The organism is Stenotrophomonas sp. YJH_SMC_37, from assembly GCF_059370035.1.
In genome coordinates, this window is sequence record NZ_JCAFTG010000005.1 from 118,425 (window position 1) to 144,275 (window position 25,851).

General features: G+C 67.4%; 21 protein-coding genes and 1 tRNA gene. 14 read left to right on the forward strand and 8 right to left on the reverse strand.

Features of this window, described 5'->3' with window-relative positions:
* Window positions 1–258 precede the first annotated feature (258 nt).
* The 7 genes from AC5P8J_RS09370 to gmk form a co-directional block, all read right to left on the reverse strand.
* A complete protein-coding gene (locus AC5P8J_RS09370) occupies window positions 259–501 on the reverse strand; it encodes a type B 50S ribosomal protein L31 (protein WP_005410871.1) in 243 nt (80 codons plus the stop codon).
* An 88-nt stretch (window positions 502–589) separates the two neighbouring features.
* Complete coding sequence (locus AC5P8J_RS09375; RefSeq protein ID WP_021203710.1) at window positions 590–1,528, reverse strand: nucleoside hydrolase; 939 nt, start codon at window positions 1,526–1,528, stop codon at window positions 590–592.
* Between the two features lie 337 nt (window positions 1,529–1,865).
* On the reverse strand, window positions 1,866–3,977 hold the full coding sequence (recG, locus tag AC5P8J_RS09380) for an ATP-dependent DNA helicase RecG (protein WP_021203711.1): 2,112 nt from the start codon (window positions 3,975–3,977) through the stop codon (window positions 1,866–1,868).
* Window positions 3,978–3,984: 7 nt separating this feature from the next.
* Entirely contained in the window at window positions 3,985–4,371 is a 387-nt protein-coding gene (locus tag AC5P8J_RS09385; protein WP_005410875.1) for a RidA family protein, read from the reverse strand.
* Window positions 4,372–4,548: 177 nt separating this feature from the next.
* Complete coding sequence (locus tag AC5P8J_RS09390; RefSeq protein ID WP_010484045.1) at window positions 4,549–6,711, reverse strand: RelA/SpoT family protein; 2,163 nt, start codon at window positions 6,709–6,711, stop codon at window positions 4,549–4,551.
* Window positions 6,712–6,816: 105 nt separating this feature from the next.
* Window positions 6,817–7,116: a DNA-directed RNA polymerase subunit omega gene (gene rpoZ, locus AC5P8J_RS09395; protein ID WP_005410877.1), complete on the reverse strand. Its 300-nt coding sequence runs from the start codon at window positions 7,114–7,116 to the stop codon at window positions 6,817–6,819.
* A gap of 110 nt (window positions 7,117–7,226) precedes the next feature.
* Entirely contained in the window at window positions 7,227–7,892 is a 666-nt protein-coding gene (gene gmk / locus AC5P8J_RS09400) for a guanylate kinase (RefSeq protein ID WP_019661981.1), read from the reverse strand.
* A gap of 291 nt (window positions 7,893–8,183) precedes the next feature.
* Here gmk and fdnG point away from each other — a divergent pair, with 291 nt between their 5' ends.
* The 8 genes from fdnG to selD all read left to right on the forward strand — a co-directional run bounded on the left by fdnG (window position 8,184) and on the right by selD (window position 18,940).
* A complete protein-coding gene (gene fdnG, locus AC5P8J_RS09405) occupies window positions 8,184–11,252 on the forward strand; it encodes a formate dehydrogenase-N subunit alpha (protein WP_146256820.1) in 3,069 nt (1,022 codons plus the stop codon).
* A 10-nt stretch (window positions 11,253–11,262) separates the two neighbouring features.
* The gene (gene fdxH / locus AC5P8J_RS09410; protein WP_134731821.1) at window positions 11,263–12,180 is read left to right on the forward strand and encodes a formate dehydrogenase subunit beta; all 918 of its coding nucleotides are present in this window, start codon (window positions 11,263–11,265) and stop codon (window positions 12,178–12,180) included.
* Window positions 12,177–12,824 carry a formate dehydrogenase subunit gamma gene (locus AC5P8J_RS09415; RefSeq protein ID WP_021203714.1) on the forward strand — a complete coding sequence of 216 codons (648 nt, stop codon included), beginning with the start codon at window positions 12,177–12,179 and terminating at the stop codon, window positions 12,822–12,824. The genes fdxH and AC5P8J_RS09415 overlap by 4 nt, the downstream gene beginning before the upstream one ends.
* Window positions 12,825–13,373: 549 nt before the next feature.
* Window positions 13,374–14,357 carry a formate dehydrogenase accessory protein FdhE gene (fdhE, locus tag AC5P8J_RS09420; RefSeq protein ID WP_134731817.1) on the forward strand — a complete coding sequence of 328 codons (984 nt, stop codon included), beginning with the start codon at window positions 13,374–13,376 and terminating at the stop codon, window positions 14,355–14,357.
* A 4-nt stretch (window positions 14,358–14,361) separates the two neighbouring features.
* Window positions 14,362–15,786, forward strand: coding sequence for an L-seryl-tRNA(Sec) selenium transferase (gene selA, locus AC5P8J_RS09425; RefSeq protein ID WP_134731815.1), 1,425 nt, complete (start codon window positions 14,362–14,364; stop codon window positions 15,784–15,786).
* The gene (selB, locus tag AC5P8J_RS09430; RefSeq protein ID WP_134731813.1) at window positions 15,783–17,714 is read left to right on the forward strand and encodes a selenocysteine-specific translation elongation factor; all 1,932 of its coding nucleotides are present in this window, start codon (window positions 15,783–15,785) and stop codon (window positions 17,712–17,714) included. Before selA ends, selB begins: the two co-directional genes overlap by 4 nt.
* A 24-nt stretch (window positions 17,715–17,738) precedes the next feature.
* Window positions 17,739–17,834 (forward strand) — tRNA-Sec (locus AC5P8J_RS09435).
* 26 nt (window positions 17,835–17,860) lie between these two features.
* Window positions 17,861–18,940: a selenide, water dikinase SelD gene (gene selD, locus AC5P8J_RS09440; RefSeq protein WP_495216772.1), complete on the forward strand. Its 1,080-nt coding sequence runs from the start codon at window positions 17,861–17,863 to the stop codon at window positions 18,938–18,940.
* A 57-nt stretch (window positions 18,941–18,997) separates the two neighbouring features.
* Here selD and AC5P8J_RS09445 read toward each other — a convergent pair whose 3' ends face one another.
* Window positions 18,998–19,858 carry a YicC/YloC family endoribonuclease gene (locus AC5P8J_RS09445; protein ID WP_021203951.1) on the reverse strand — a complete coding sequence of 287 codons (861 nt, stop codon included), beginning with the start codon at window positions 19,856–19,858 and terminating at the stop codon, window positions 18,998–19,000.
* A 124-nt stretch (window positions 19,859–19,982) separates the two neighbouring features.
* On the opposite strand from AC5P8J_RS09445, the gene rph reads away from it, so the two are divergent.
* The 6 genes from rph to AC5P8J_RS09475 all read left to right on the forward strand — a co-directional run bounded on the left by rph (window position 19,983) and on the right by AC5P8J_RS09475 (window position 25,816).
* Window positions 19,983–20,708: a ribonuclease PH gene (rph, locus tag AC5P8J_RS09450; RefSeq protein WP_014648280.1), complete on the forward strand. Its 726-nt coding sequence runs from the start codon at window positions 19,983–19,985 to the stop codon at window positions 20,706–20,708.
* Complete coding sequence (locus AC5P8J_RS09455; protein WP_188250306.1) at window positions 20,705–21,094, forward strand: VOC family protein; 390 nt, start codon at window positions 20,705–20,707, stop codon at window positions 21,092–21,094. The genes rph and AC5P8J_RS09455 overlap by 4 nt, the downstream gene beginning before the upstream one ends.
* Window positions 21,091–21,687 carry an RdgB/HAM1 family non-canonical purine NTP pyrophosphatase gene (gene rdgB / locus AC5P8J_RS09460; RefSeq protein ID WP_005410891.1) on the forward strand — a complete coding sequence of 199 codons (597 nt, stop codon included), beginning with the start codon at window positions 21,091–21,093 and terminating at the stop codon, window positions 21,685–21,687. Before AC5P8J_RS09455 ends, rdgB begins: the two co-directional genes overlap by 4 nt.
* Before the next feature lie 56 nt (window positions 21,688–21,743).
* Window positions 21,744–22,970: a radical SAM family heme chaperone HemW gene (gene hemW, locus AC5P8J_RS09465; RefSeq protein ID WP_227852094.1), complete on the forward strand. Its 1,227-nt coding sequence runs from the start codon at window positions 21,744–21,746 to the stop codon at window positions 22,968–22,970.
* A gap of 195 nt (window positions 22,971–23,165) precedes the next feature.
* Entirely contained in the window at window positions 23,166–25,445 is a 2,280-nt protein-coding gene (locus tag AC5P8J_RS09470; protein WP_495216773.1) for a DUF1631 family protein, read from the forward strand.
* Window positions 25,442–25,816 (forward strand): PilZ domain-containing protein, encoded by a 375-nt coding sequence (locus AC5P8J_RS09475; RefSeq protein WP_010484030.1) that lies wholly within the window; start codon window positions 25,442–25,444, stop codon window positions 25,814–25,816. The genes AC5P8J_RS09470 and AC5P8J_RS09475 overlap by 4 nt, the downstream gene beginning before the upstream one ends.
* Window positions 25,817–25,851 lie beyond the last annotated feature (35 nt).

The window sequence follows — 25,851 nt, forward strand, 5'->3', positions numbered from 1 at the left end:
CATTGGTCAGGCACGTGAATGACGTCCTCGGCCTGTGCCGGGGATCAGGTCATTATCGCACAGCAGCATTTGCCCGGCGCTAGACAGAAGTCGTATACGACAGGCAGCCAGACGCCGGCCGTTGAGCGGCCCGGATCGGCAAAAGCCTTGTCACACGAACGCAGTGTTCCGTCCATCCAAACGCCCGTTGGGTTGGCGTTGGGGAAAAACAAACGGCCGCGCAGAGCGCGGCCGTTGGTTCGAAGCTGGATCGACAGATCAGCGCGCGTAGCGCTTCTGGAACTTGTCGATACGGCCCGAGGTGTCGATGACCTTGTGCTTGCCCGTGTAGAACGGGTGCGAAGCCGAGGAAATTTCAACCTTGACCAGCGGGTATTCGTTGCCGTCTTCCCACTGGATGGTTTCCTTCGTCGCCATGGTGGAGCGGGTCAGGATCTTGAAATCGGAGGTGACGTCATGGAAGACGACGTCGCGGTAGTTCGGATGGATATCGGCCTTCATGGGCTCACACCGTAAATGGGCTGGTGGTCAAGAGCGGCATTATAAGCACCGGTTGCCGCCCGGGGCAACCGGTGCCGGGTAATGGACGTCAGTCCGCGCCCAGGGCCTGGCGCACCAGGGCCTCGAAACGCTGCTGGTCGTAGGCCATCAGCAGATCGCAGTTGTCCGGCTGGCCGGTCTGGCGGTTCCAGTCGACGATGGTGGCGCCGCGGCTGAACGTGCCGTTCAGCTCCACGTTCAGCGGGCGCGACTCGACCCGCAGCTGCCCTTCGGGGTTCAGCGCCCAGGCCATGGCCACCGCATCGGCGGTGTACCAGCGGCCGCCCTTGCTGTCTTCGGACAGGCCCCGGGTCTTGCGCGAGATCAACTCGTAGAAGCGGGCGCGATCGGAATCGGCCTGCAGCCACTTCTCGGCGTCCTGCAGCGGCAGGCCATGGGCGACGGTGGCCTCCCAGTCCGACACCAGCAGGTGCTTGAACGAGGTGAACACCACGTGCGCCGCTTCCGGGTCGAACGCAATGTTGAATTCGGCCGCCGGGGTAATGTTGCCGTGGCAGGTGACCGCGCCGCCCATCACCACGATGCGCTTGATGCGCTCGGGCAGGGTCGGGTCCAGCTTCAGTGCCAGGGCCAGATTGGTCAGCGGGCCCAGCATCACCAGCATCAGTTCGCCGGCGTGCTCGTGCGACAGGCGCAGGATGGCCAGTGCGGCGTGCTCGGCTTCGGCCTGGCGGCTGGGCGGCGGCAGGTCCACGTCGCCGTAGCCGTCACGGCCATGCACGTGGGCAGCGTCGACGGAGGGATGCAGCAGCGGATCCGGGCTGCCGGCAAACACCGGCACGTCGGCGCGGCCGACGATGTCGCAGAGCTTGAGGGCGTTGCGAACGGTGTACTCGAGGCCGACATTGCCGGCGGCGATGGTCAGGGCGACCACGTCGTGCCGTTCATCGGCGAAGGCCATCAGCAGGGCCAGGGCGTCGTCCACACCGGGGTCGGTGTCGATCAACAGCGGGATCTTGTGGGTCATCGTTGCCGTCTTCAGATCGGCAACGAAGTGTGGACCGGGTTGATGACCGTTGCAAGTACGGGGTGTTGGGGTTCTGGCAGGGCTGCGTTCTGCACCCGCCGAAGCGGTAGTGCCGGCCGCTGGCCGGCAACTTCAACAGCAACGTCAAAAGCGGGTCTCCCGCGGATGGCGGGGAAGAGCTCTCTGTAGAGTCGGGCCATGCTCAACTCCCGCGCGCAGCGCGCACAGCAGCCGAGCGTGGGCTCGGCTCTACAGTGGATCCACGCCGTGCGTGGATGTGCGTCCCCGAAATGGGGTTAGAGCCCTTTGCTGTGCAAAGGGATCCGCCCCCCGGCACTTACGCCGAGGCGTAACGCACGGCGGTGCCGATCCAGCGCTGCACCACACGATCAGCCAGCGCGGGTTGCTGGTCCAGCAGGCGCTCCGCCAGGTCATGCACGCCGGGCAGCAGGCCGGCGTCGCGGGCCAGATCCGCGATGCGGAAGCCGGCCAGGCCGGTCTGCCGCGTACCCAGCAGTTCGCCGGGGCCACGCAGCTCCAGATCTTTTTCGGCGATGACGAAACCATCGTTGGTTTCGCGCATGGTCTGCAGGCGCTCGCGTGCCATCTGCGAGAGCGGTGCCTGGTACAACAGCACGCAGCGCGACACCGCCGAACCGCGGCCAACACGGCCGCGCAGCTGGTGCAGCTGGGCCAGGCCGAGGCGTTCGGCGTTCTCGATCACCATCAACGAGGCGTTCGGTACGTCCACGCCCACTTCGATCACGGTGGTGGCCACCAGCAGGTCGATGTCGCCCGCCTTGAACGCCACCATCGTCGCCAGCTTTTCGGCGGCTTTCAGGCGGCCATGCACCAGCCCGACGCGTACGCCGGGCAGCAGTGCCTGCAGTGATTCGTAAGTGGCCTGCGCGGGGGTTGCATCCAGCTCTTCGCTTTCCTCGATGAGCGTGCACACCCAATACACCTGCCGCCCTTCCTGGCAGGCCAGCGCAATGCGCTCGATCAGCTCCGGGCGACGGTCATTGTTCAGTGCGACGGTCTGCACAGGCGTGCGGCCCGGTGGCAGCTCGTCGATGGCCGAGACATCCAGGTCCGCGTATTCGGACATCGCCAGCGTGCGCGGAATCGGTGTTGCGGTCATCACCAGCTGGTGCGGCACGCTGTTGCCGCCTGCGCCCTTGTCACGCAGCGCCAGCCGCTGGTGCACGCCGAAGCGATGCTGCTCGTCGACGATGGCCAGTGCCAGATCCTGGAACACCACCGCCTCCTGCATCAGCGCGTGGGTACCCACCACCACCTGCGCTTCGCCGCTGGCGACCTGCTCCATCACCTTGGCGCGCGCCTTGCCGGTGACCTTGCCGGCCAGCCAGGCGATGCGCACGCCGAGCGGTTCCAACCAACCGCGCAGGTTGTTGAGGTGTTGCTCGGCCAGCAGCTCAGTCGGTGCTGCCAGCGCAACCTGTTTGCCCTGCTCCACCGCCAGCATCGCCGCCAATGCGGCGACCACGGTCTTGCCGGAGCCGACATCGCCCTGCACCAGCCGCAGCATCGGGCTGGGGCGCGCGAGGTCCTCGCGGATCTGCTTGAACACCCGCGCCTGCGCGCCGGTCAGCGCGAACGGCAATTGCTTCAGCAGCGCCTTGGCCAGCTTGCCGGGGCCGGCCAGCGGCGGTGCATGGTGCGCCTGCAGCGCGATACGCTGGCGACGCAGGCTGAGGTGGTGGGCCAGCAGCTCTTCCATTGCCAGGCGACGCTGCGCTGGATGAGTGCCGGCCGCCAGCGCGGCCAGGTCGGCATCGGGCGGCGGCCGGTGCACGGTCAGCAGCGCGCTGCGCAGCGACGGCAGGCCGAGGCCATCGAGCCAGCCGCTGGGCAGCAGTTCCAGCGTGCTTTCCTCCGGCAGGCGGTCCAGGGCCTGGCCGATCAGCTTGCGCATCGTCATCGGGCCCACGCCTTCGACGGAGGGATACACCGGGTCGAGGCGGTCGCCGAGTTCGGGATCGTCGTTGCGGCCCAGCACCTGGTAGCTGGGATGGACGATTTCTAGGCCGAGGTGGCCCGGCTTGGGCGTGCCGAAGCAGCGCAGCCGGTTGCCGACCGCGAACTGGCCGACCTGCTGCTGGCGGAAATGGAAGAAGCGCAGCACCAGGGTGCCCTGCCCTTCGTCTTCCACCGCTACTTTCAGCATCGGCCGGTGGCGCATGCCGCGCTCGACCGCGACCACCCGCCCTTCCACCTGCGCCGGCACGCCGTTGCGCAGGTCTTCGATGCGGGTCAGCCGGGTCCGGTCTTCATAGCGCAACGGCAGATGAAGCCAGAGATCCTGCAGGGTGGCCAGGCCACGCGCCTGCAGTTTGGCGGCCACGGCCGGACCGACGCCCGCGAGCATCGCCAGGGATGCTTCGCCGGACGGTGACAGGACCGGGGTGACCGCCGCCTTGCGTGCCACGTGGCGGTCAGTCGATGACCATCACCGCGTCGACCTCGAAGTTGGCGCCCTTCGGCAGGCCGGAGACTTCGATGGTGGAACGGGCCGGGTACGGGGCCTGGAAGTAGTCCTGCATGACCGCGTTGACCTTGGCGAACTCGCCCAGGTCGGTCAGGTACAGGCCCAGGCGCACGACCTTGTCCAGCGAGCCGCCGGCGGCTTCGGCCACGGCCTTGAGGTTGTCGAAGGCGCGGCGGGCCTGTGCTTCGACGTCACCGGCGCCGACGATGTCGCCGGTGGCCGGGTCGAGCGGGATCTGGCCGGAGAAGTACACGGTGTTGCCGGCGCGCACGGCCTGCGAGTACGGGCCGATGGCAGCGGGGGCCTTTTCGGTGTTGATGATCTGGCGGGACATGGGTCGCTCCGGTGCTTGGGGGAAAACAGAGCGGTGATTGTACCGGGTGGGGGTGCATCCACGCATGGCGTGGATCTACCGCGCCGCTCCGGTAGTGCCGGCCGCTGGCCGGCAACCTCATGAACGTCGGAAGCACCGCGAAATTGCCGGCCAGCGGCCGGCACTACCGGGTTCGCGTTACTGGCGGCGTACCGACTGCACGACCGACAGACGGCGCAGGCGGCGCATCACTTCGGCCAGGTGGTTGCGGTCGCGTACCTGGATGTTGAACGCCAGCACGGCGGCGTTGAAGTCGCGGTCCAGGTAGTCCACGCGCTCGATGTTGGAATGGCTCTGCGCGATGGCAGCAGCCAGCTGCGCCAGCACACCGGTGCCGTTCTCTACTTCCACCACCAGCGAAGTGTCGTAGTCGCCGGAAACGGTGGTGTCCCAGCCGATCGGCACCCAGCGCTCGGGCGACTTGCGCAGCTCGGCCAGGTTCGGGCAGTCCATGCGGTGCACCACGATGCCCTTGCCGGCGGTGTGGTAGCCCATGATCTCGTCGCCGGGAATCGGCTGGCAGCAGCCGGCGAAGGTGACCACGCCGCGCTCGCTGCCGTTGATCAGGATCTTTTCCTGCGAGTGGTGGCGCGAATGCGGGCCGCCACGCAGTTCGGCGTAGGCCATCAGCGCCTGCGCGGCCTGGGTCGGCATCCAGTTGCCCAGTGCGACCTCGGCCAGCAGCGCCTCCAGGCGTGGGAAACGATGCTCGGCCAGGAACGCATCCAGGCGCCCCTTCGGCAACCGTTCCAGCGACGAATCCATCGCCTCCAGCGCACGGTCGAGCATGCGGTGGCCGAGCTGCACGGCGTCCTCGTGCTCCAGCTGCTTGAGCTGGTGGCGGATGGCAGTGCGCGCCTTGCTGGTGACCACGAATTCCAGCCACTGCGGTTTCGGCGTGGCCGAGCGTGCGGTGATGATCTCCACCGACTGCCCCGACACCAGCTTGGTGCGCAGCGGCACCAGTTTCTTGTCCACGCGGGAGGCCACCGCCATGTTGCCGACGTCGGTATGCACGGCGTAGGCGAAATCGAGCGCGGTGGAATTGCGCGGCAGGGCCAGGATCTTGCCCTTCGGCGTGAACAGGTAGACCTCGTCCGGGAACAGGTCGACCTTGACGTTGTCGAGGAACTCCAGCGAGGACCCGGCGGCACGCTGCGAGTCGATCAGCTCGACGATCCACGCGTGGGCACGGCTCTGTGCGCTGTTGGGCGAATCGCCGCCGAACTTGTAGGTCCAGTGCGCGGCCACACCGCGTTCGGCGATCAGGTCCATTTCCTCGGTGCGGATCTGCACTTCGATCGGCGAGCCATACGGCCCGAACAGCACGGTGTGCAGCGACTGGTACCCGTTGGCCTTGGGAATGGCGATGAAATCGCGGAAGCGGCCATCCAGCGGCTTGAAGGTGGCATGCACCGAACCCAGCGCGTGGTAGCAGCTGGGTACGCTGCGCACCACCAGGCGGAAGCCGAACACGTCCATCACCTGGTCGAACGATTTGTTCTCGTCGCGCATCTTGTTGTAGATGCTCCACGGCGTCTTGATGCGGCTGACCAGGCGATGCTCGATGCCTTCCTTCGCCAGCCGCTGCGACAGCTGCACTTCCACCTGTGCCAGCGCTTCACGGCGTACCACCGGCTGGCTGCGGATGTGCTTTTCCAGGATCGCGTGGCGCCACGGATACAGCGCCTTGAAGCCCAGGTTCTGCAGTTCGCTCTTGACCAGGCTCATGCCCAGGCGCTGGGCGATGGGCGCGTAGATCTCCAGCGTCTCGCGGGCGATGCGGCCGCGCGCTTCGCGGCTCTGCGCGCCCAGCGTGCGCATGTTGTGCAGGCGATCGGCCAGCTTGATCATGATCACGCGCAGGTCGCGCGACATTGCCAGCAGCATCTTGCGGAAGCTCTCGGCGGCCGCTTCCTGGCGGTCGCGGAACTTCAGCTTGTCCAGCTTGGTCACGCCGTCGACCAGCTCGGCCACGGCTTCGCCGAACTCGGCGGCCAGCGCCTCACGGGTCAGCGGTGTGTCTTCGATGGTGTCGTGCAGGATCGCCGCGATCAACGCTTCCACGTCCAGGCCAAGCTCGGCCAGCACCTGGGCCACGGCCACCGGATGGGTGATATAGGGCTCGCCCGACTTGCGCGTCTGCCCGGCGTGCGCGGCGGCTCCGACTTCCCAGGCGCGGCGCAGCAGCGGCAGCTGTTCCGGCGGCAGGTAATGGGCGGCGCGTTCAAGCTGGAGGACGTAGTCGGGTACGGCGGCAGCGGGGGCTGCGGCGACCTTGGCAGTGGGGCCTGGGTTCATGCCCGAAGCCTATTCCAGCGCGACGTTTACGGCAAATCCTGAATGCGAAACAGCCCGCACGGGGCGGGCTGTTCGGCGATCCAGCAACGACGTTGATCGATGCGATCAATCGTCGTTCTTGGACATGTCTTCGTCGGCGACCACTTCGGCGGCGGCCCACTCCAGCGCTTCGCGCTCGGCGCGCTCACGCTCGGCCTTCTCGACTTCGTCGATCAGCGCGTTGTCGATCTTGCGGGCGGCGATTTCGCGCAGCGCCAGCACGGTCGGCTTGTCCTCGGTCTCGCTGTTGTCCAGCGTGGCCTGCACGCCGTTGGCGAGCTGGCGGGCACGCTTGGATGCCATCATGACCAGTTCGAAACGGTTGTTAACGACTTCCAGGCAATCTTCTACGGTGATGCGGGCCATACGGGCTCCCGGCGACCGGTCGGCCGCTCAGTCGAATGAGGGAAAGGGGACGGAGTGTACTGGCAGGAGCTGGACAAAATCAAGCCAACCCCCACCCGATTCTTTTGGAATCAGTCAGTTGCACCCGGATCGGGGGTCAGCAACGCCTGGATCAGGCTGGCGTGGCGGACCTTCTGGGCCTCCCGTCGCAGGCGGCTGGCGGTGAAGATGGCGCACAGCTCGTCCACGGCAGTGTCGAACACCTCGTTGACGATGACGTAGTCGAACTCGTTGAAGTGCAGCATCTCGTCCCGGGCCGCGCCCAGGCGCTGGGCGATGACGGCTTCGCTGTCCTGGCCGCGCTTGCGCATGCGGTCCTGCAGGGCCTGCTTGGACGGCGGCAGGATGAACACGGTGACCGTGCCCGGCACCAGCTGGCGCACCTGCTGCGCGCCCTGCCAGTCGATCTCCAGCAGCACGTCCTGGCCGGCGGCCAGCTGCGGCTCCACCGATTGGCGGGCCGTGCCCTTCCAGTCGCCGTGCACCCAGGCGTGTTCGAAGAAGTCGCCGGCGGCGATCATCTGCTCGAACTTCTCGGCACTGACGAAGTGGTAGTGCTGGCCATTCACCTCACCGGGGCGCATTGCGCGCGAGGTGAAGGAAATCGACAGGGCGATCTGCGGGTCACGCGCCAGGGTGGCATTGACGATGCTGCTCTTGCCGGCGCCAGACGGGGCGGCCACGATGTACAGCGTGCCGCGCGCAACGGTGTCCGACGGTTTCGACGGGGCGCTCATGCGGGGGATCCAACGGGTTGATTTCGCAAACTTTTTTCCTCGGTGTTCCAGGTCCGGCGCGGCGGATCGCGCCAGGACGGCGGGGGCTGCGCGGAACATCCTGGAACCAGGCCCGGCAGACGCTTCCCCGGGGTGCGGGCACGCAACTTTACCAGAGGCGCCCGTTTGCGCGCCTGCCCGGCAGGCGCCGGGCCTTGTGCCACATGGGTATGCGGGTGCCTGTGCTATAACCGGGCCGTACCCAACGACAGCCCGGAGGCCTGCGCCTCCCCGCCATCCCAGGAGAACGGCATGCCATCGATGAGCCGCCGCCAGTTCCTGAAAGTGACCGGGACAACCCTGGTCGGCTCCAGCCTGGCACTGATGGGCTTCGCGCCCGGCATCGCGCTCGCGGAGGTCAGGCAATACAAGCTGACCCGCGCGACCGAGACCCGCAACACCTGTACCTACTGTTCGGTGGCCTGCGGCATCCTGATGTACAGCCTCGGCGATGGCGCCAAGAACGCCGAGCCGAGCATCTTCCATATCGAGGGCGACCCGGACCATCCGGTCAACCGCGGCACGCTGTGCCCGAAGGGTGCCGGCCTGGCCGACATCATCCACAGCAAGTCGCGCCTGCTCTACCCCGAGTACCGGGCACCGGGCTCGAACGAGTGGAAGCGGCTGAGCTGGGACGATGCGCTGGATCGCATCGCGCGGCTGATGAAGGAAGACCGCGACGCCAACTTCGTGCAGAAGAACGAGGCCGGGCAGACGGTCAACCGCTGGCTGACCACCGGCATGCTGGCGGCCTCGGCCACCAGCAATGAAACCGCGGTGCTGACCCACAAGGTCGTCCGCTCCCTGGGCATGCTGGCATTCGACAACCAGGCACGTGTCTGACACGGCCCGACGGTGGCAGGTCTTGCCCCGACGCTAGGCCGTGGTGCGATGACGAATCACTGGGTCGACATCAAGAATGCCGACCTGATCCTGATCATGGGTGGCAATGCCGCCGAGGCACACCCGTGCGGGTTCAAATGGGTGACCGAGGCCAAGGCACACAACAAGGCCCGGCTGATCGTGGTCGATCCGCGCTTCAACCGCTCGGCCGCGGTGGCCGACGTGTACGCGCCGATCCGCACCGGTACCGATATCGTGTTCCTGGGGGGTCTGATCAACTACCTGTTGACCGAGGACCGCATCCAGCACGAGTACGTGCTGAACTACACCGACATGTCGTTCCTGGTGAAGGACGAGTTCGCCTTCAAGGACGGCCTGTATTCGGGCTACAACGAAGAGAAGCGCAGCTACGACCGCTCCAGCTGGGACTACGCCTACGGTGACGATGGCTTCGTGCGCAGCGACCCGACGCTGAAGGACCCGCGTTGCGTCTACAACCTGCTCAAGCAGCACTACGCGCGCTACACCGTGGAGATGGTCGAACGCATCTGCGGCACGCCGGCCGACAGCATCCGCCAGATCTGGGACATGATCGCGTCCACCGCCGTCAAGGACAAGGCGATGACCATCCTGTACGCGCTGGGCTGGACGCAACACTCGATCGGTGCGCAGAACGTGCGTGCCGGCACCATGGTGCAGCTGCTGCTGGGCAACATCGGCGTGGCCGGTGGTGGCATGAACGCGCTGCGCGGGCACTCCAACATCCAGGGCCTGACCGACATCGGCCTGATGTCCGACCTGCTGCCCGGCTACCTGACGCTGCCGAAACAGGACGAACAGGACTACGACGCCTACATCGCCAAGCGCACGCAGAAGCCGCTGCGCGCCAACCAGATGTCGTTCTGGCAGAACTACCCGAAGTTCCACGTCAGCCTGATGAAGTCGTGGTGGGGCGACGCTGCCACCGCCGACAACAACTGGTGCTTTGATTACCTGCCCAAGCTGGACAAGCCGTACGACATGCTGCAGGCGTACGAGCTGATGAACGAGGGCAAGATCCATGGCTACATCTGCCAGGGCTTCAACCCCCTGGCCTCGGCGCCGAACAAGGGCAAGCTGATCAGTGCGTTCTCCAAGCTGAAGTTCATGGTCAGCATGGACCCGCTGGAAACCGAGACCATCGCCTTCTGGCAGAACCACGGCGCACTGAACGACGTCGACCCGAGCACGATCCAGACCGAAGTGTTCCGCCTGCCCACCACTTCCTTCGCCGAGGAGAACGGCGCGGTGGTGAATTCCTCGCGCTGGCTGCAGTGGCACTGGAAGGGGGCCAACCCACCGGGCGAAGCACGCAGCGACATCGAGATCATGTCCGAGCTGTTCCATCGCATCAAAGCGTTGTACGAGAAGGACGGCGGTGCGTGGTGGGAGCCGGTGCGCGACCTGGCTTGGAACTACGCCAACCCTGAGGTACCCACGCCCGAAGAACTGGCGATGGAATACAACGGCAAGGCGCTGGCCGACGTGTTCGATCCGAAGGACCCGACCAGGCTGGTGCGCAAGGCCGGCGAGCAGCTGGCCGCATTCGGCGACCTGCGCGACGACGGCAGCACCGCCTGCGGCTGCTGGATCTACATCGGTGCCTGGGGCCCGACCGGCAACATGATGGCGCGGCGTGACAACAGCGACCCCACCGGCATCGGCAACACGCTGGGCTGGGCCTGGGCGTGGCCGGCCAACCGCCGCGTGATGTACAACCGCGCCTCGTGCGACGTGGCCGGCCAACCGTTCGATCCGCGCCGCACGCTGCTGGCCTGGAACGGGAAGAACTGGGGCAACGTGGACGTGCCGGACTTCAAGGCCGACGAAGATCCTGCCGGTGGCATGGGCCCGTTCATCATGAACCCGGAAGGCATCGCCCGCTTCTTCGCCAAGGCCGGCATGGCCGAAGGCCCGTTCCCGGAGCACTACGAACCGTTCGATACCCCGCTGCGCAGCAACCCGCTCAGCCCCGGCCAGGCACTGACGCTGAACAACCCGGCAGCGCGCGTATTCGCCAGCGATCGTGCACAGATCGGTTCGCCGGACGAGTTCCCGCATGTGGCCACCACCTACCGCCTGACCGAGCATTTCCACTTCTGGACCAAGCACGGCAAGCTCAACGCCATCATCCAGCCCGAGCAGTTCGTCGAGATCGGCGCGGCGTTGGCCGACGAGCTGGGCATCAACAACGGCAGCCGCGTGCGGGTCAGTTCCAAGCGCGGCCACATCGAAGCGGTCGCCATGGTGACCAAGCGCATCAAGGCCCTGCAGATCGATGGCCGGACCGTGCACCAGGTGGGCGTGCCGATCCACTGGGGCTTCCTCGGTGCGGCCAAGCCCGGATACATCGCCAATACGCTGACCAACGCCATCGGTGACGGCAACTCGCAGACGCCCGAATCGAAGTGCATCCTGGTCAAGGTCGAGAAGGTGTAGGAGACACGCCATGTCACTGCAATCGCTGGACATCATCCGCCGCTCGGCCACCACCACGCCCTCGCCGGAGGCGCGTGGTGCGCACACCGGCCAGGTCGCCAAGCTGATCGATGTGAGCAAGTGCATCGGCTGCAAGGCCTGCCAGGTCGCCTGCATGGAGTGGAACGATCTGCGCGACGAGGTCGGTAGCTGCGTTGGCAGCTACGACAACCCACCCGACCTGAGCGAACAGTCGTGGACGGTGATGAAATTCCGCGAGTACGAGGACGAGAAGGGCAAGCTGGAGTGGCTGATCCGCAAGGAAGGCTGCATGCACTGCAGCGATCCGGGCTGCCTGAAGGCCTGCCCGTCGCCCGGTGCCATCATCCAGTACGCCAACGGCATCGTCGACTTCCAGGAAGAGAACTGCATCGGCTGCGGCTACTGCGTGACCGGTTGTCCGTTCGACGTGCCGCGCATCTCCAAGAAGGACCACAAGGCCTACAAGTGCACGCTGTGTTCGGACCGGGTGGCGGCGGGCCAGGAACCGGCCTGCGTGAAGACCTGCCCGACCGGCGCGATCACCTTCGGCAGCAAGCAGGCGATGACCGAGCACGCGGCCGGACGCGTGGAAGACCTGAAATCGCGCGGCTACGAGAATGCTGGCCTGTACGATCCGCAGGGCGTCGGCGGCACCCACGTGATGTACGTGCTGCAGCATGTGGACAAGCCCGAGCTGTACGCCGATCTGCCCAAGGACCCACGCATCAGCCCGATGGTGGAGGTCTGGAAGGGCGTGGCCAAGCCGCTGGGCGTGCTGGCGATCGCCGCCACCGCCTTCGCCGGCTTCCTGCATTACATCGGCATCGGCCGCAATACGGTCAATGACGAGGAAGAAGAGGAAGCCGAGCACGAGGCGAAGAAGATCGAAGAGGAGCAGCGGCCATGAAGTACGCCCCGCACCCGCGCCAGATCATCCGCTACCGCGCGCCGACCCGCATCAACCACTGGATCGTGGCGATCTGCTTCGTGCTGACCGCCTTGTCAGGGTTGGCCCTGTTCCACCCTGCCCTGTTTCCGCTGACCCAGCTGTTCGGCGGTGGACCGTGGACGCGCATCCTGCATCCGTTCATCGGCTTGGCCATGGTGGTGGGCTTTGCAATGCTGGCGTTCCGCATGTGGCGCGACAATCTGCCGACCGCTGACGATCGCGCGTGGATGCGCGGCATGCGCGATGTGCTGCGCAACGAGGATGAGAAGTTGCCGCCGGTGGGCCGCTTCAATGCGGGCCAGAAGCTGCTGTTCTGGGCCATCATCGGCTGCCTGTCGGCGCTGCTGCTGACCGGCTTCGTGATCTGGCGGCAGTATTTCAGCCACTTCTTCCCGATCGGGGTGATCCGCTTCTCGGTGCTGGCCCATGCGCTGTTCGGCTGGGTGCTGATCTGCGCGATCGTGGTGCACATCTATGCGGCGATCTGGATCAAGGGGTCGGTGCGGGCGATGACCCAGGGCAAGGTGACCTATGGGTGGGCGTACAAGCATCACCGGCAGTGGTTCCGGGACATCCTGCGCGGACGTCGGGAAGAGGGGTAGCGGCAGGGCCTGCGGCCCTGCACCCACTTCAAGCCAAGGCAACAGCAACAGCGGCTATCCGTGGGATGGCGGGGTGGATCCGGTTGCGGGGGACGCTGCAAGTACCCCTCCGGGGCCCGGCCCAGCCGCTGGCGGCTGTGCGTTCGGGCGCTTGCGAAGCAGTGCTTCGCAAGCAAAGCGCCCTCACCCATGTAAGCTCGGTCGCCGCTTGCTCGTGTGCGCTGTCCTGCGCACACGGCAAGACCGGGGTTGGGCGTCCTGCCCAACCCGCCCGAAGCATGCCTCGGGCCCATGCGGCTCACGCCCCCGCAACCGGCTCCACCCCGCCCTCGACAGTTGGCCGCGATCTGTCGGTGGGTGCCGACCGTTGGTCGGCACTGATCGAATCCCGACCAACGCTCGGGATCCACTTTCAACCAACCGATGGGGTCAGATCCGTTTTCCTGTGGAAAACGGATCTGACCCCAACCTTTCAAATGGCCGGCAACACGCTGGACGCCAGCACTGACAACGGCGAGGATGGAGCCTGGTTCTTCTGGCTGGCCCTGCATGGCGCAACGCATCCTTGAACCCGGTGAGATCGAGACGCTCGCCTCGCGCGATGTTCCGCGCATCATCCTGCCCGATGTCACATCACTGTTCGCTGAGCGCGCGACGCGCCTGCGCAGCCTGGCCGCGCACAGTGCCATCGGCGGCTACCTGCAGCTGCTGGCGGCGTTGGCCGATGCACAGCAGGCGCTGCTGGACGGGCTGACACCGCAACAGCGCGAGGCACTGCAATGGCAGGCACGTGCGCAGCAGTCGAGTGCGGCGGCCGGTGCCGGCATGCCGTTGCGGCCGGCCAACACGCTTCAGCTGGATGGATGCTGGCGCGACTGGCTGCGCACGCTGTGCCAGCACTGTGCCGACGAGGCCGGGCTTCCGGTGGAAACCCGCCAGGAGCTGCATCGCGTCGCCGCGGCCGACGATGCCTGGCTGGATGCGCAGGCCCATGCCGTGCTGGAGCGTGATGACGCGCCATCGGTGGATGCGGTCGCTGCACTGCTGGTGATGAACGCACTGCAGGTTTACTGGGCGGTGCTCGCAGCCAGCTTCCGCCCTACCGACCTGAAGCCGCTGGCTGATGCGCCAGGGCTGTGCCCGCTGTGCGGCACGTTGCCGGTGACCAGCGTGGTGCAGGCACGCCCACCCTATGCATCCTACCGTTACCTGTCGTGCTCGCTGTGCGCCTGCCAGTGGCACTACGTGCGCGTGCAGTGCAGCCAGTGTGGTGCCGCCGGCAAGGACATCGCCTATCGCGCCCTGGCCGATGTGGACGGCGACAGCGGCGAGGCGGTGCGCGAGAGCGCGGTGCGTGCCGAGACCTGCGACCACTGCCACAGCTATCGCAAGATCCTGTATCTGGAGAAAGACCCGTCACTGGAGCCGGTGGCCGATGACCTCGGCACGCTGGCGCTGGATCTGCTGCTGGCCGAGGAAGGCTATGCGCGTGCCAGCCAGAATCCGCTGCTATGGCAATCCGACGGCGATTGAGGCGATGACAGCCATGCCCCCCGCCCCGGCATCGGCCGCCGCCCTGCCCTCGCTGGACCGGGTGCTGCGCCTGCCTGCACTGGCGCCACTGATCGAAGGCCACGGTCGAAGCCGCATCACCCAGCTGCTGCGTTCGCACCTGCAGGTGCTGCGCGACCGTATCAGCGCCGGTCAGTTGTCGACCGCGCAGCTGCAGGAAGCGGTCGACGGCCCGGCGCTGGCGACGGCAGTCGAGGCCGCACTGGCAGCCGATGCACGGCTGGACCTGCAACCGATGTTCAACCTGACCGGCACCGTACTGCATACCAACCTGGGTCGCGCATTGCTGCCCGAGGCTGCGGTGCAGGCCGTCACCCGCGCGATGACCGCGCCGGTGGATCTTGAGTTCGACGTCATCCGTGGCCGTCGCGGTGACCGCGATGCGCGGGTGCAGGCATTGATCTGCGAACTGACCGGCGCCGAAGCCGCCACCGTGGTCAACAACAATGCGGCGGCGGTCCTGCTGCTGCTCAACAGCCTGGCCAACCGCCGCGAGGTGGTGGTGTCGCGCGGCGAACTGGTGGAGATCGGCGGTGCCTTCCGCATCCCCGATGTGATGCGCAGCGCGGGCGCGCGGCTGCTGGAAGTGGGTACCACCAACCGTACCCATCCGGCCGACTTCACCAACGCCATCGGCGCGCGCACAGCGCTGCTGATGGAGGTGCATGCCAGCAACTACGCGATCACCGGATTCACTGCCAAGGTCGACACTGCGGCAATGGCTGCGATCGCGCACGAACATGGCCTGCCGCTGGTGGTGGACCTGGGCAGTGGCAGCCTGTGCGAGCTGGCGGCCTTCGGCCTGCCGCACGAGCCCACCGTGCAGGAAGCACTGGCGGCCGGCGCCGATCTGGTTTCGTTCAGTGGCGACAAACTGCTGGGCGGGCCCCAGGCCGGGATCATCGCCGGCCGCGCCGACCTGATTGCACGGATCAACCGCAACCCGCTGAAGCGGGCACTGCGCATGGACAAGATGGGCCTGGCCGCACTGGAAGCGGTGCTGGCCCTGTACCGCGAACCCGAGCTGCTGGCACAGCGGCTGCCGACACTACGCACGCTCTCGCGCACGCAGGAGCATATCGATGCGCAGGCCCAGCGCCTGCTGCAGCCGATGCGTGCCTCGCTGGCGGCGGACTACACCCTCGAGCCTGCTTCGATGCACAGCCAGATCGGCAGCGGCGCGCAGCCACAGGCGCAGCTTGCCAGCGCCGGACTGCGCATTGCCAGCGCACGCCGGGGCGGACTGGATCGCCTGGCCAAGCGCTTGCGTCAGCTACCGCGCCCGGTGCTGGGCCGCATTGCCGATGACGCGTTGTGGCTGGACTTGCGCTGCCTGGAACCCGCCGACGAAGCGGCCTTCTTGGCCCAATGGAGCATGCTGCAGGCATGATCGTCGGCACCGCCGGGCATATCGACCATGGCAAAACAAGCTTGGTACGCGCACTGACCGGCATCGAAACCGATCGCCTGCGGGAAGAGCGTACGCGCGGCATATCGATCGAACTGGGCTACGCCTATGTCCCGGTGGAAAGCGGGGACGTCGAAGGTCCGGCCGCGACGCTGGGCTTCGTCGACGTTCCGGGCCATGAGCGCTTCGTGCACACGATGGTGGCCGGCGCCACGGGTATCGATGTCGCCCTGCTGGTGATCGCTGCCGACGACGGCGTGATGCCACAGACCCGCGAGCATCTGGCCATCCTGCAACTGCTGGGCGTGGACCGCGGTGCGGTGGCGCTCACCAAGATCGACCGTGTGGATGCGGCGCGCCTGGCCCGGGTCGAGATCGAGGTCGCTGCCCTGCTGGCCGGCACGCCGCTGCAGGATTCCCCTGTGTTCACCTGCAACAGCACCGCACCCGACGATGCTGGCACCAACGCGCTGCGTACCCAGCTGCACGCTTGGGCGGCGGACGACGCCAGCACGCGCCAGGCCGAACTGCGCAGCGAGCTGTTCCGCATGCCGGTGGACCGCGTGTTCTCGCTGGCCGGCCACGGCACGCTGGTGACCGGCGCAGTGCACGGCGGCATCGCCGCGGTGGGTGAGCATCTGCAGCTGATGCCGGCCGCCACTGAAGTGCGCATACGCAGCATCCACGCGCAGAACCAGGCCAGTGACCACGCGATGGCCGGGCAGCGCTGCGCGCTGAACCTGGCGGCCATCGCCCGTGATGACATCCGCCGCGGTGACTGGATCGCCGACGCACGCGCACTGCTGGCCACCACCCGCGTTGATGTGCGGTTGCGGCTGTCCGCGTTGGCCGCACCGTTGCGCGACTGGGCACCGCTGCATATCCACTGGGGCACGATGCACCGGCAGGCCCATGTGGTGCTGCTGGAGAACCATGACCACGGTGATGGGCAGTTGGTGCAGCTGGTGTTCGATGCTCCGGTCTGCGCGATGTGTGGCGACCGCTTCATTGCCCGCGATTCAGCGGCCACCCACACGCTGGGCGGCGGCCTCGTGCTCGATCCGGACCCGCCACAGCGGCGCCGACGCAGTCCTGCACGGCTCGCATGGCTGGGAGCACTGGAGCAACTGGCCGCGGGTGCGGGAATCGGCCCACTGTTGCAGCAGGCGCCCTTCGGTGTTGCCATGGCCGCGCTGCAGCGCTACTGCCGGCGCGCCGCCGACCGGATCGTTCTTCCCGCAGGCGCACAGCGCGTCATCACCCGCGAAGACACGGTGGTCATCCTCGCCTCGCACTGGCAGCTGCTGCGCGAGCAGGTAGTCACCTCACTGCGCAGTTGGCATGAGCGACGCCCCGACGAACCCGGTGTCGACAGCGGCCGCCTGCAGCGCAGCACCCTGCCCTCGCTTGCAGCGAGCCTCTGGAATGCCCTGCTGCAGGAGCTACTGGACGACGGCAGTGTGCAACGCGTGGGTGCCTGGTGGCGCCTGCCCGGCCATGACCATGCGCCACCGGAACGCGAGCGTCTGCTGCTGGAACGCGTGCTGCCGCAACTGCACGCCGGGGGCTTCGATCCACCGTGGGTGCGCACCCTGTCCGCGGAGATCGGAATGGCCGAAGACGAGATCCGCGCCGTCCTGCGCCGCGCCACCGCACGTGGCGAGCTGTTCCAGGTGGTGCCGGACCTGTTCTATGCACCCGCACGCATTGCCGAACTCGCCGCGATCGTCGCGCAGCTGTCACAGGCCAGCGGCACGGTGGATGCGGCCACCTTCCGCGATGCCATCGGCCTGGGCCGCAAGCGCAGCATCCAGATCTTGGAGTTCTTCAACCGCGTTGGCTACACTCGACGCGTCGGTGACCAGCATCGGCCGCGTGGCGACCTGCAGTGGAACGCAGCCCGCGACTGAGCCCACCGCTACCGCCGTACTTTCGGAAGGCATGCGCATCCGGGCATGCGGCTGGGCTTCAAACCCAGTAGGGGGCGTCGATCGTTCCCTGGTAGGTTCGACTCCTGCTGCCTTCCGCCATTCGTGTTTCCGCAGGAGATGTCGGCATGGCCACGCACGCGCAGTCCCCCGCCCCTTCAACGGCCGATGCCCCGCAACGACTGACCTCTCTCGCGCATGGCGGCGGCTGCGGCTGCAAGATCGCGCCGGGCGTGCTGAGCGAACTGCTGCGCGGCGTTCCAGCACTTCCGGCACCGGCCGAACTGCTGGTTGGCCGCGAGACCAGCGACGACGCCGCGGTGTACCGCCTCGATGATCGCCAGGCGATTGTCGCCACCACCGATTTCTTCATGCCGATCGTCGACGATCCGTTCGATTTCGGCCGCATCGCCACCACCAACGCGTTGTCGGACCTGTACGCGATGGGCGCGCGCCCGCTGTTCGCGCTGGCCATCGTCGGCATGCCAATCAACAGCCTGCCGCAGGACACCATCCGCGGCATCCTGCAGGGCGGCGAACGTGCCTGCGCCGATGCCGGCATCGTGGTGGCCGGTGGCCACAGCATCGATTCGGTGGAACCGATCTATGGCCTTGCCGCGATCGGCGTGCTCGATCCGCAGCGGCTCAAGCGCAATGCCGATGCCCGCGCCGGCGATGTGCTGGTGCTGGGCAAGCCGCTGGGCGTGGGCGTGTATTCGTCAGCACTGAAAAAAGAAGTGCTGGATGCCGACGGCTACCGGCAGATGATCGCGTCGACCACCCGACTTAACACCGTGGGCGTGCCGCTGGCCGCGCTGGACGGCGTGCATGCCATGACCGACGTGACCGGTTTCGGCCTGCTCGGCCACCTGCTGGAAGTGTGCCGTGCCAGTGGCGTTGCCGCCGAGGTGGACAGTGCACAGGTGCCGCTGCTGCCGCAGGCACTGGAGCTGCTGCAGCGTGGCTGCGTGACCGGCGCCTCCCACCGCAACTGGGCTTCCTATGGCACCGAGGTGCGCTTCGCCGAGGGCTTGCCAGCACATTGGCAGCCGCTGCTGACAGATCCGCAGACCAGTGGCGGCCTGCTGGTGTCCTGTGCCCCGGAAGCGGTGGACGCGGTGCTGGCCTGTTTCCACGACGCAGGGTTCGTCCAGGCGGCCGTGATCGGCCGCTTGAGCGCTGCAACACCGGGCGTCAGCGTGCGCTGATGCGCTGGAACGACAAGGGCGCCCGAAGGCGCCCCTGCTGTATCGCTGGATGCAACATCATTCGATGTTCTGCACCTGCTCGCGGATCTGGTCGATCAGCACCTTCAGCTCCACCGCGGCATTGGACGTGCGGCTGTCCACCGACTTCGAGCCCAGCGTGTTGGCTTCGCGGTTGAACTCCTGCAGCAGGAAGTCCAGGCGGCGGCCGACCGGCTCGCGCTGCTTGAGCACACGGCGGATCTCGACGATGTGGCTGCCGAGGCGGTCCAGCTCTTCATCCACGTCCAGCTTCTGCAGCCACAGCACCAGTTCCTGCTCGGCGCGGCCGGGGTCGACCGGGTGCGGCAGGTCGGCCAGGCGTGCGGCCAGCTTGCTGCGCTGGCCGTCGCGAATGGCCGGAATCAGCGTGCGCACTTCGGTGGCGATGCGTTCGATGCCGTCCACGCGCTCACTGATAGCCGCCGACAACTTGCCGCCTTCGCGCTCACGGGCCTCGACGAAACCTTCCAGCACCTGGTCCAGCAGCGCCAGTGCCTCGGCCTGGAGAGCGGCGGCATCGGTGGCCTCGCCACGGGTCACGCCCGGCAGCTGCAGCAGGTCGGTGAAGCTGACCTGCAGGTTGGGGAAATCGGAGGTCAGGCGGTGCGCCAGGCGGCCCAGCTGGCCCAGCAGGGCCTCGTCCACCTGCAGGTTGGCCGCCGCTTCCGGCGCGCGCAGGCGCATCACCAGATCCAGCTTGCCACGGCTCAGGCGCGCGGCGATGCGCTCGCGCAGCTGCGGTTCGAGCGCCCGCAGTTCCTCGGGCAGGCGGGTGCCGACCTCCAGGAAACGGTGGTTGACCGAGCGCAGCTCGCAGCCCAACGTGCCCCACGGGGTGACCCGCTCGCCGCCGGCATAGGCGGTCATGCTTCGAATCATGGATTGTGTCCGGTGCGTGCAAAGGGGGAATGGTACCCTAGCGCCCTCACCAGAGCCCCCTTGCCCGCCCCGTGAAGGCCGCGGGCGTGGCGGCGTACTCCCTTGCCATTACGGAACCCGCACCATGTCCGATTCCCGCCCCAGCGGCCGCCAGCCCGACCAGCTCCGCCCGGTCGTCATCCAACGCGGCTTCACCCGCCACGCCGAAGGTTCGGTGCTGGTGTGCTTCGGTGAAACCCGTGTGCTGTGCACCGCCAGCGTCGAGAACCGCGTGCCGGGCTTCCTGCGCGGCAAGGGCGAAGGCTGGGTCACCGCCGAGTACGGCATGCTGCCGCGCGCCACCCATACCCGCAGCGACCGCGAAGCGGCCCGTGGCAAGCAGGGCGGCCGCACGCTGGAGATCCAGCGCCTGATCGGCCGCAGCCTGCGTGCCTGCGTGGACCGCAATGCGCTGGGCGAACGCACCATCACCCTCGACTGCGACGTGCTGCAGGCCGACGGTGGCACCCGCACCGCCGCCATCACCGGCGCCTACGTGGCCCTGGTCGATGCGGTGAACGTGCTGATGAAGCGTGGCGACATCAAGCGCAACCCGGTCCTGGGCGCAGTGGCTGCCGTGTCGGTGGGCGTGTACCGCGGCACCCCGGTGCTGGACCTGGACTACGCCGAAGACAGCGACTGCGACACCGACATGAACGTGGTGATGAACGACGGTGGCGGCTTCATCGAGCTGCAGGGCACCGCCGAAGGCCACGCCTTCCGTCGCGATGAACTGGACGCGCTGCTGGGCTTGGCCGAGAAGGGCGTGGCCGAGCTGCTGGCCGCGCAGCAGGCGGCGCTGTCGGCATGAACCGCCGCATCGCCCTGACCACCCTGGTGGTGGCCGACTATGACGAAGCCATTGCCTGGTACACCGGCAAGCTCGGCTTCGCACTGTTGGAGGACATCGACCAGGGCCACAAGCGCTGGGTGGTGGTCGGCCCGACAGACGGCAGCGCCGCCGCCCTGCTGCTGGCCCGCGCCAGCGACGAGGAACAGCGCAGCCGCATCGGCAACCAGACCGGCGGCCGCGTCGGCTTCTTCCTCAACACCGACGACTTCGGCCGCGACCACGCGGCGATGGTCGCCGCCGGCGTCGAGTTCCTGGAAGCGCCGCGCGAAGAACCCTATGCAACGGTTGCGGTATTCCGCGATCTGTATGGCAACACCTGGGACCTGCTGGAGCCCCGTCAATGAAGAAACTGGTACTGGCCAGCCACAACGCCGGCAAGCTGGTGGAGATGCAGGAGATCCTTGCCGATCTGCCGCTGCAGATCACCTCGGCCGCCGAACTGGGCCTGGGCGATGTGGAAGAGACCGGCCTGACCTTCGTCGAGAACGCGCTGCTGAAGGCACGCGCGGCCTGCGAAGCGACCGGCCTGCCGGCGCTGGCCGATGATTCGGGCCTGATCGTCGATGCCCTCGGCGGTGCGCCGGGCCTGTACAGCGCACGCTATGCCGGCCACCCGACCAATGCTGCGGCCAACAATGCCAAGCTGCTGGACGCGATGGCCGACATTCCCGATGGCCAGCGCAGCGCCCGCTTCTATGCGGTGATCGTGCTGCTGCGCCACGCCACCGACCCGCAGCCGTTGATCTGCGAAGGCCGCTGGGAAGGGCAGATCATCCGCGAACTGCGCGGCACCAATGGTTTCGGCTACAACCCGGTATTCCTGGACACCACCCATGGCCTGACCGCCGCGGAAATGGAGCCGGCACTGAAGAACGCCATCAGCCACCGCGCCATTGCCCTGCAGCAGCTCAAGCAGCAACTGGCGACGCTGTACTGACGCCACCCGATCGACCCAGGGAAGCCGGCCAGCGGCCGGCACTACCGAAGAAGCCCATGCCGCACGCCCACGACCACTGCAACCACCTGCCCGGCGAAGCCTGCTCCGCCGACCACGACAACCCGCCGCGGCTGGTGCCGCCACCGCTGTCGTTGTACGTGCACCTGCCGTGGTGCGTGCGCAAATGCCCGTACTGCGATTTCAATTCGCACCAGGCCAAGGGCGAGCTGCCGTTCGACGCTTATATCGATGCGCTGCTGCGCGACCTCGACCAGGACCTGCCGCTGGTCTGGGGCCGGGTGGTGCACAGCGTGTTCTTCGGTGGCGGCACGCCCAGCCTGTTCCCGCCGGAGGCGATCGACCGCTTCCTGCAGCAGGCCAGCGCGCGCCTGCGCTTTGCCCCCAACGCCGAAATCACCCTGGAAACCAACCCGGGCACCGCCGAGCATGGCCGCTTCGACCGCTACCGCGCGGCAGGCGTCAACCGCCTCAGCTTCGGCATCCAGAGTTTCGACGATGCGATGCTCAAGCGCCTGGGCCGCATCCACGACAGTGGCGAAGCCGAGCGCGCGGTAAAGATGGCGCAGGACGCGGGCTACGACAACGTCAACATCGACCTGATGTATGCGCTGCCGGAACAGACCCTGGCCGGTGCCGAGGCCGACCTGGAACGCGCGTTCGCGCTGCAGCCGGCACACATCTCCCACTACCAGCTGACCCTGGAACCGAACACGGTGTTCTTCGCGCGGCCGCCGCAGGGCATTCCCGACGAAGACAACGCCTGGGACATGCAGGAACACTGCCAGGCATTGCTGGCACAGGCCGGTTTCGGCCAGTACGAGGTCAGCGCCTATGCGCGCCCCGGCCGGCAGAGCGCGCACAACCTGAACTACTGGCGCTTCGGCGACTACCTGGGCATCGGTGCCGGCGCGCACGGCAAGATCAGTTCCGGCGCCGAGCAGCATGTGCTGCGGCGTTGGAAGCTGAAGCACCCGCAGGCCTACCTGGACAGCGCCGGCACGCCCGCCTCGTTGGGCGGCGACGACGTGATCGCGCCGGAGCGCCTGCCGTTCGAATACATGCTCAACCTGCTGCGCCTGCACGAAGGTTTTGGCCTGCGCGATTTCGAGTCGCGCACGGGGCTGCCGCGCAGCGTGCTGGACGCTCCCCTGGCCGAGGCCGTGCAGCGCGGCTGGCTGGACATGACCGATGGCCATGTGCAGCCGACCGAGCTGGGCCGCCGATTCACCAACGATGTGGTGAGCCTGTTCCTGGAGGAGTGATCTTCGCTTGGCAGAGGGTAGTGCCGGCCACTGGCACTCCGGTAAAGACAGCGCTGCCGGCCAGCGGCCGGCAGTACCGCACATCAGGGCCATACCGGGCGGATGCGATTCCCGTTCAGCCTAAAGTAGCGCCGACTGCGGCCGACACGGTAGATTCACAAGATCGATCCGCGGGAATCCGGATACCGCCTGCCGATGTCAGCTGTCTTTTCCCTCACCTCCGCCGACAAAGCCCGGCTCGCCGCCAGCAACCTGTCACCGCGGGTGCGCGAGTTGTTGGGTGCGTTGATCGGCCTCTGCCGACAGACGCTGGCCGCGCCGCTGATCCTGACCGTCGAAGCGTTGGAGCAGACCCTGCTGCACGATGCCGATCGCGCACGCAATCCGCAGCAGCAGGCCGAGCTGATGGCCCAGCGTGGGCAGCTGCATGCGTTCTCCGGCCACTTCGCCGACCGTATGCTCGACGCCGTGGCCGATGCGCTGATACGGCTGCGCGAACCCATGGCCCACCTCAGCCCCGGTTCCACGCCACCGCCGCTGCCCGGCATGCTCGGGCTGTCGCTGGTCGATGAACATGAAGTGGACCGCGACCTGCTGCTGACCGAGATGGTGCGGCGGGAGACGCTGCGTTCGACCAACACGCTCAACTTGCTGGGCCAACGCCTAGGCGTACTGGCGGCAGCACCGGCCTTCGAGGCCGACACCCTGCCACTGGCACCGCAGGCACTGTGCGCCATGCTGCGCCGGATTGCCGAACAGGATTCGCTCACTGTCGACGTTCAGCTGGCGCTCTACCGCAGCTTCGAACGCCAGGTGCTGGAACGCCTGGGCGACATCCTCGACCGTGCCAATGCCCTGTTGGCCCAGCACGGCGTGCTGCCCGGCCTGGTCTACACCCCCTATCTGGCGCGTTCATCGAGCACCCGGCGGATCATCACCCAGTCGGTGGGCGGTGGTCGCGCCACGCAGCCGGCAAAGCGTGCCGCCGCGCCACTGACCGGCTGGAACGGATCGGCACCGGCCGGCTCCTGGTCGAGCCTGGTGCAGGACGCTTTCCAGGATGACAGCACAGCCGGCGCGGCCTCGCCGGGCCTGACCACCTCCACGGGCAGCGCGCTGCATGCGCTGCTGCAGCAGGCACGCCATGCCAGCGCAGCACCTGCGGATCGCGATGCAGTGCCGAGCGCGGCCGTGGATGCGGTTCTCGCACGCCTGCAGGCGCAGTCCAGCGCCGCCACCGGCGTAGCCGACCTGCAGGCGGCCGTGGTGGCGCAACTGCGCAGCGAGCATGGCACGCAGGCCCAGCTGGGCAGCCACGACCGTGACAACCTCGACCTGCTGCGCATGCTGATGCAGCAGGTGCAACAGCAGCAGCGTCCCGATCCGGTGCCGGCCGCCCTGCTGGCGCGCCTGCAGGTGCCCCTGGCACGCGCGGCCATGGCCGACCCGGGCTTCTTCGTGCGCGACGAACACCCTGCGCGTGAGCTGCTCAACCAGATCGCCGAAGTCGGCGCCAACTGGCTGGGCGATGACGATGTGGACCCACAGCTGCTGCAGCGCATGGCGCAGAGCGTGCAGGGCCTGCTGGGGCAGGATGCACGTGCGCCGGAGGCCTTTGCCGCCGCCAACGAAGACGTGCAGCAGCACCAGCGCGCGGCGGCCCATCGTGCCGAACTGGCCGAGCGCCGCCATGTGGAAGCCGCCCGCGGCAAGGAGCGATTGGAACTGGCCCGCCGCCAGGCCACCGCACAGATCGACCAGTGCTGCGACACGCAGTCGCCGCCGCGCTTCGTGCAGACCCTGCTGCGCCAGGCCTGGGCCGATGCACTGACCCTCACCCGCCTGCGCCATGGCGACGATTCGCCACAGTGGCAGGAGCGCCTGCAACAGACCGAGCGCATCGCTGCCATCACCGCACAGGCCATCGACGCCCCTGGCGGCACCGATACCGCGCTGGCAGCGGACGTGGAGGCCGCACTACTGCAGGTCGGCTACCACGCCGAGGAAGCCGCCGCCGTCGCGCGCAGGCTGGCCACGCCCGGCGGCGAGGATGAAAGCACCTCGCGTACCGAGCTCAGCGCACGCCTGAAGGCACGTGCGCGCCTGGGCGAGCACGCCGGCACGAACAGTGGCACCGCGCCTGCCACACCGCGCAGCAGTGCTGAAGAAGCGGCCTACCAGCAGCTGTCCACGCTGCCGTTCGGCAGCTGGTTCGACATCGACACGGGCGCTGGCACGCTGCGCCGCCAGCGCCTGTCCTGGTACAGCCTGCTGACCGGCCACGCGTTGTTCGTCAATGCGCGCGGGCAGAAGATCACCGATACCGACCTGGATACGCTGGCACGGCAGATCAGTGCTGGGCGCGCGCAGCTGGTCACCGAAGACAAGGGCCGGCTGGTCGACCGTGCCTGGGAAGCCAGCCTCGGTGCGCTGCGTGCACTGGCCACGGGCCGCGCACAGGAGACCCCCGCATGAAAGCCGTACCGCCGCAGGACACCCGCCGCGCGCCGCGCCGCCAGGTCTCGGACCTGGTGCCGGTCACCGACCAGATGCGCGAGTGCGTGGTCGGACGCCTCGGCAATGTCTCCGAAACCGGCATGCTGATGCTGGCCAGCGTGCCGCTGCGCGAGGATGCGCTGTACCAGCTGCGCTTCCCGTTGCCACTGGGTGATGGCCGCCAGCAGGCCATCGACGTGGGCGTGCATCTGCTATGGAGCGAGCCCGCGCACGTACCCGGGCAGAGCTGGACCGGCTTCCGCTTCCTCACCCTGTCACGCGAGCATCGGCAGCTGCTGCGGCAGTGGGTGGGCGAGGACAGCGACGAGGGACCGGTTTCGACGGCCTGAGTGCCGGTTCCGGCACAGCGGTTTTTCGCGGTATG

Bases quoted from the DNA above. Each gene is read 5' to 3' on its own strand.
- rph (WP_014648280.1), top strand. From the start codon at position 19,983: ATGTCCGATTCCCGCCCCAGCGGCCGCCAGCCCGACCAGCTCCGCCCG.
- selB (WP_134731813.1), top strand. From the start codon at position 15,783: ATGATCGTCGGCACCGCCGGGCATATCGACCATGGCAAAACAAGCTTG.
- selD (WP_495216772.1), top strand. From the start codon at position 17,861: ATGGCCACGCACGCGCAGTCCCCCGCCCCTTCAACGGCCGATGCCCCG.
- rdgB (WP_005410891.1), top strand. From the start codon at position 21,091: ATGAAGAAACTGGTACTGGCCAGCCACAACGCCGGCAAGCTGGTGGAG.
- AC5P8J_RS09385 (WP_005410875.1), bottom strand. From the start codon at position 4,371: ATGTCCCGCCAGATCATCAACACCGAAAAGGCCCCCGCTGCCATCGGC.
- selA (WP_134731815.1), top strand. From the start codon at position 14,362: ATGACAGCCATGCCCCCCGCCCCGGCATCGGCCGCCGCCCTGCCCTCG.
- AC5P8J_RS09470 (WP_495216773.1), top strand. From the start codon at position 23,166: ATGTCAGCTGTCTTTTCCCTCACCTCCGCCGACAAAGCCCGGCTCGCC.
- fdxH (WP_134731821.1), top strand. From the start codon at position 11,263: ATGTCACTGCAATCGCTGGACATCATCCGCCGCTCGGCCACCACCACG.
- AC5P8J_RS09370 (WP_005410871.1), bottom strand. From the start codon at position 501: ATGAAGGCCGATATCCATCCGAACTACCGCGACGTCGTCTTCCATGAC.
- hemW (WP_227852094.1), top strand. From the start codon at position 21,744: ATGCCGCACGCCCACGACCACTGCAACCACCTGCCCGGCGAAGCCTGC.
- AC5P8J_RS09375 (WP_021203710.1), bottom strand. From the start codon at position 1,528: ATGACCCACAAGATCCCGCTGTTGATCGACACCGACCCCGGTGTGGAC.
- AC5P8J_RS09455 (WP_188250306.1), top strand. From the start codon at position 20,705: ATGAACCGCCGCATCGCCCTGACCACCCTGGTGGTGGCCGACTATGAC.
- AC5P8J_RS09445 (WP_021203951.1), bottom strand. From the start codon at position 19,858: ATGATTCGAAGCATGACCGCCTATGCCGGCGGCGAGCGGGTCACCCCG.
- gmk (WP_019661981.1), bottom strand. From the start codon at position 7,892: ATGAGCGCCCCGTCGAAACCGTCGGACACCGTTGCGCGCGGCACGCTG.
- rpoZ (WP_005410877.1), bottom strand. From the start codon at position 7,116: ATGGCCCGCATCACCGTAGAAGATTGCCTGGAAGTCGTTAACAACCGT.
- AC5P8J_RS09415 (WP_021203714.1), top strand. From the start codon at position 12,177: ATGAAGTACGCCCCGCACCCGCGCCAGATCATCCGCTACCGCGCGCCG.
- AC5P8J_RS09475 (WP_010484030.1), top strand. From the start codon at position 25,442: ATGAAAGCCGTACCGCCGCAGGACACCCGCCGCGCGCCGCGCCGCCAG.
- fdhE (WP_134731817.1), top strand. From the start codon at position 13,374: ATGGCGCAACGCATCCTTGAACCCGGTGAGATCGAGACGCTCGCCTCG.
- AC5P8J_RS09390 (WP_010484045.1), bottom strand. From the start codon at position 6,711: ATGAACCCAGGCCCCACTGCCAAGGTCGCCGCAGCCCCCGCTGCCGCC.